This window comes from Polaromonas sp. P1_E1_2 (assembly GCF_056406035.1).
On sequence record NZ_JBFUAZ010000343.1, the window covers coordinates 1 to 4,464 of the forward strand.

Annotated in this window: 5 protein-coding genes and 1 other RNA gene; 5 read left to right on the plus strand and 1 reads right to left on the minus strand. The window is 61.0% G+C overall.

The window, feature by feature from the left end; genetic code table 11:
• Nucleotides 1-521, plus strand: a 521-nt coding sequence (locus AC1D1P_RS15175; protein ID WP_477673555.1) for a hypothetical protein, incomplete at its 5' end; no start/stop codon positions are given.
• 118 nt (nucleotides 522-639) lie between these two features.
• Here AC1D1P_RS15175 and ffs read toward each other — a convergent pair.
• An RNA gene (gene ffs, locus AC1D1P_RS15180) (signal recognition particle sRNA small type) lies at nucleotides 640-736 on the minus strand.
• 189 nt (nucleotides 737-925) lie between these two features.
• Here ffs and dnaX point away from each other — a divergent pair.
• The 4 genes from dnaX (at nucleotide 926) to AC1D1P_RS15200 (ending at nucleotide 4,461) form a co-directional block, all read left to right on the plus strand.
• Entirely contained in the window at nucleotides 926-2,785 is a 1,860-nt protein-coding gene (dnaX, locus tag AC1D1P_RS15185) for a DNA polymerase III subunit gamma/tau (RefSeq protein WP_477673556.1), read from the plus strand.
• A 94-nt stretch (nucleotides 2,786-2,879) separates the two neighbouring features.
• On the plus strand, nucleotides 2,880-3,212 hold the full coding sequence (locus AC1D1P_RS15190) for a YbaB/EbfC family nucleoid-associated protein (RefSeq protein ID WP_477673557.1): 333 nt from the start codon (nucleotides 2,880-2,882) through the stop codon (nucleotides 3,210-3,212).
• Between the two features lie 137 nt (nucleotides 3,213-3,349).
• The gene (gene recR / locus AC1D1P_RS15195) at nucleotides 3,350-3,976 is read left to right on the plus strand and encodes a recombination mediator RecR (RefSeq protein ID WP_457278638.1); all 627 of its coding nucleotides are present in this window, start codon (nucleotides 3,350-3,352) and stop codon (nucleotides 3,974-3,976) included.
• 71 nt (nucleotides 3,977-4,047) lie between these two features.
• Nucleotides 4,048-4,461: an MAPEG family protein gene (locus tag AC1D1P_RS15200; RefSeq protein WP_477673558.1), complete on the plus strand. Its 414-nt coding sequence runs from the start codon at nucleotides 4,048-4,050 to the stop codon at nucleotides 4,459-4,461.
• The last annotated feature ends 3 nt before the right edge of the window (nucleotides 4,462-4,464 follow it).

Sequence of the window (4,464 nt, forward strand, 5' to 3'; positions counted from 1 at the left end):
GCAAAGACTCAGCCCAAAAAGGAGAAAACCAAGAACTTATCCACATCGTGAGCACCTTCTGCTCACAAAGAGTGTGGGTCAAAATTCGATGGAAAACTCGGGTCAGACTTCGGTGCAATTCAACATCGAGGGCACTATTTGTGTTCTTGGGATGGAATGCAGTATTTGGATTATTTTTCCAACTGTGTAGCTACGACTCTCTCAAAGTAAAGGCCAACGGCTCTATTGAGCGGTTTCCTGGCATCGCCTTAGCGTTGCAAAACGCATTTAACCCCTTAGCGCTGTTCTCCGAAAAAGGAATAGTGGAGCTGCACTCATTGCTGTTGTATGTTGCTTCCTTGGCGCAGGCGTTGGGGTCGCTTGGGATACTCGCGCTAATTTTTCTGACGATCCGAGGAAAGTTCAGAAAAGGCTCCTCGTCCGAGTCCAAGGATGACGAAGGTTATATGCATGGAAAAGTGTGCCTTGGTGCAGGCATGTTGCCGCGCCAACGGAGAGGCAGGTCTAAACACCCGACTTGAGCTAGCCACTCACCTGCTTCATCTGGGAATGAAGTGACACACTCAAGTGATACAAGACCGTAGCGGGAAGCCGCTCTAGGGATAAAACCCGCAAGAAACACGGATTTGAGATGAATAAGGTGACGAGCCTTGACCCCGGCACTGACTCCACAGTTAGGGCTGCTTGGTTCCCCACCTGACCCGGTTGGCCGCTTTACCATGCGGGAAGGCCCGTCACCCTCGATTGTAAGGGACTTGGGAATGACCCCTCTGCAATAGTCCCCATTCGGGCGGCGGACTCTTTAACCCAGCATGAGCCGCGGAACCGGCTTTGCCGGGCCGCAGGCGGGCGGCCCCCTCGGGGGGCAGGGAGTTACGCGAAGCGAACGACCGTGGGGGCCACATGCTTCTTCTAGAATGGGCGGATGTCCTATCTCGTTCTCGCCCGCAAATACCGCCCCAAAAATTTCTCGGAAATGGTGGGGCAGTCGCATGTGGTGCAGGCGCTGGGCAATGCGCTGGCCACCCAGCGTTTGCACCATGCTTACCTGTTCACCGGCACGCGGGGCGTGGGCAAGACAACCATTTCGCGCATTCTGGCCAAATCGCTCAATTGCCTGGGGCCGGACGGGCAGGGCGGCATCACGGCCACGCCGTGTGGCGTGTGCCAGGCCTGTACCGACATCGACAGCGGCCGTTTTGTGGATTACACGGAGCTGGACGCAGCGTCCAACCGGGGTGTCGATGAAATTGCCCAGCTGCTGGAGCAAGCCGTTTACAAACCTGTCGTCGGCCGTTTCAAGGTCTTCATGATCGACGAGGTGCACATGCTCACGAACACGGCGTTCAACGCCATGCTCAAGACGCTGGAAGAACCTCCCGAGTATTTGAAGTTCGTGCTGGCCACGACCGACCCGCAAAAAGTGCCGGCCACCGTGCTGTCGCGCTGCCTGCAGTTCAACCTGCGGCCCATGGCGCCCGAGACGGTGCTGGAGCATTTGACGCAGGTGCTGGGCGTTGAAAACGTTCCGGCCGAGCAGCAGGCGCTGCGCCTCTTGGCACGCGCGGCGCGCGGCTCTATGCGTGATGCGCTGTCGCTGACGGACCAGGCCATTGCCTTTGGCTCCGGCAAGCTTGAAGAAGCCAGTGTGCGCACCATGCTGGGCAGCGTGGACCGCAGCTATGTCTACCGCCTGCTGGACGCCCTGGCGCGCGGCGACGGCAAAACCGTGGTCGAAACCTCCGAAGCGTTGCGGCTGAACGGCTTGAGCGCGGCTTCCACCCTGGAGGAAATGACGACGGTGCTGCAACGCATGGCGGTGTTGCAGGCCGTACCCGAGATGGGGGCGGGCGACGACGGAGCCGACCCGGATATCGCGGAGACGGCGCGGCTGGCCCAGGCGCTGCCCGCCGATGAAACGCAGCTGCTTTACAGCCTGTGCCTGCATGGCCGCGGTGAATTGGGCCTGGCGCCCGATGAATATGCGGGCCTGACCATGGTGCTGCTGCGCTTGCTGGCCTTCAAACCCTCGGCTTCGGCTACCACCCATGCGGGGGGTGCCGCCGAGCCCGGAAAAAAGCCCCAGCCTGAGGTGGCGCGGGCCCATGCGCCCGTGGCTTTGCCTGAGCGGCGTTTGGCGCCGGCGCCTGCCGCCGCACCTGAACCCGCACATGATCAGCCTGCCCCTGCTGCAGCGCGCGTGTCACAAGAACCACCCGCGCCTCAAAATCTTGAACAAAAACAGCCTGTAGTCCAGGCGGAACGGGCGCAAGCAGCTATCAATTCAGTAGCGGCTCCCGTGGCGATGCCGGAGCGCCCATTGCCGCAGCAGCGCCCGCAGCAGGGCGCGCCAGCCGCTGCCGTTGCGCCTCTGGTGCCTGTTCCGCACGGCGAAGTCTGGAGCCAGACTGTCAACCAGCTGGTGGCCGCCGAGGCTGTGGCGGCACTGACGCGTGAGCTGGGCCTGCAGTCGGAGCTGCGCAGCCAGGCCGATGGGCTGTGGACGCTAAGGGTGGAGCGCGAGTCGCTGAACCAGGCGGCAGCGCGTGAAAAGCTGCAAGCCGCACTGCAGGCGCATCTTGGCGATGCGGCCCTGCGGCTCGCGGTGGAAGTGGGGCCCGTCACCGACACCCCGGCCCGCCGCAATGCGGCAGCACAGGCCGAGCGGCAGCGCGCTGCCGAAGAAATGATCCAGAACGACCCGTTTGTGCAGGACATGATTCGCGACTGGGGCGCCAAAATTGTCCCCGGCAGCATCCGGCCGCTGGCCGCGAAGTCGATATGATCAAAGGCAGGTTTTAAAACCAATTTCTGCCCCCAATTTCGACGAAATTTCAGACGCAAAGCACACCTCGATTTCAAGTTTTAAAGGAACTACCATGTTTAACAAAGGACAACTCGCGGGCCTCATGAAGCAGGCGCAGGYGATGCAGGACAACCTCAAGAAAGCCCAGGAAGAACTGGCATTTGTGGAAGTCACCGCTGAGGCCGGCGCCGGTCTGGTGAAGGTCACCATGACCTGCAAGCACGATGTCAAACGCGTTGAAATTGACCCCAGCCTGCTGACCGACGACAAGGACATGCTGGAAGACCTGGTAGCCGCTGCGTTCAACGCGGCCGTGCGCAAGGCCGAAGAAGTGAGCAACGAGAAAATGGGCAAGCTCACGGCCGGTATGCCCGGTCTGCCTGGCGGCATGAAGCTGCCCTTCTAAAGTTGTGAGCCCCCACGGTCGCTCACTGCGTGTAGCTCCCTGCCCCCCGAGGGGGCCGCTGCGCCTGCGGCCCGGCAAAGCCGGTTCCGCGGCCCCTGCTTGCGAAAGCGGGTACAACGCTCGGTCGCTGCTGCCACATGGCTGACTCCAACGCTCTCGAAGGCCTTACCCAGGCCTTGCGCAAGCTGCCGGGCGTGGGCGCCAAGTCGGCCGCGCGCATGGCTTTTCATTTGCTGCAGCACGACAAGCCCGGCGCGCTGCAGATTGCCCGTGCGCTGGAGCACGCCGTCAATAGCGTGCGGCATTGCACCTTGTGCAACACGCTGACGGAGCAGGAGGTTTGCACCACCTGCGCCAACCCGCAGCGTGACCGCAGCAAACTGTGCGTGGTCGAAACACCGGCCGACCAGGCTGCCCTTGAGCGCACGCTGGCCTACAAGGGCCTTTATTTTGTGCTCATGGGCAAGCTGAGTCCGCTTGACGGCATAGGCCCCAACGACATCGGCTTGCAAAAACTGTTTGACCGCGTGGTGCCCAAGAACGAGCGCGGCGAGGCATTGCCGCCTGCATCGCGCGAAGTGCAGGAAGTCATCCTGGCGACCAATTTCACGGCCGAAGGTGAAGCCACTGCACACGTGATTGCACAGGCGCTGAAAAGCCGCGGCGTCCAGGTGACGCGCCTGGCGCGCGGAGTGCCGGTGGGCAGCGAACTTGAATACGTAGACCTGGGCACCATTGCCCACGCGTTGGTGGACCGCAGGTGAGGGCGGTGTTTTTAGTTTTATCTTGACAGCTTCATGCCCGCAGCGGGCGACCATAACGAAAGGAACCCACCATGACATTCGCACGCTTCACCATTGCCTACTGGTGTGTTCTGATTGCGGCCCTGTTGCCCATTGTGTGTGCCGCCATTGCCAAATACGGCACGATGAGCACCCCGCGGCGTGATGGTGGATATGACAACCACAACCCGCGAGGCTGGCTGGCGCAGCAAACCGATTGGCGTGCCCGGGCCAACGCCGCGCAAGCCAACACATTCGAGGCGCTGCCCTTTTTCTTTGCAGCAGTCATCATTGCGCACGTCCTGCAGGCAGGGCAGACACGGCTGGACATCCTGGCATTGCTCTTTGTCGTGCTGYGCATTGCCTACATCATGATGTACATCGCTGACCTGGCCAAAGCCCGCTCTGCCATCTGGGCGTGTGCACTTTTTATCAATATCGTCATTCTTTTTTCCGGCTTTCGTTGACAC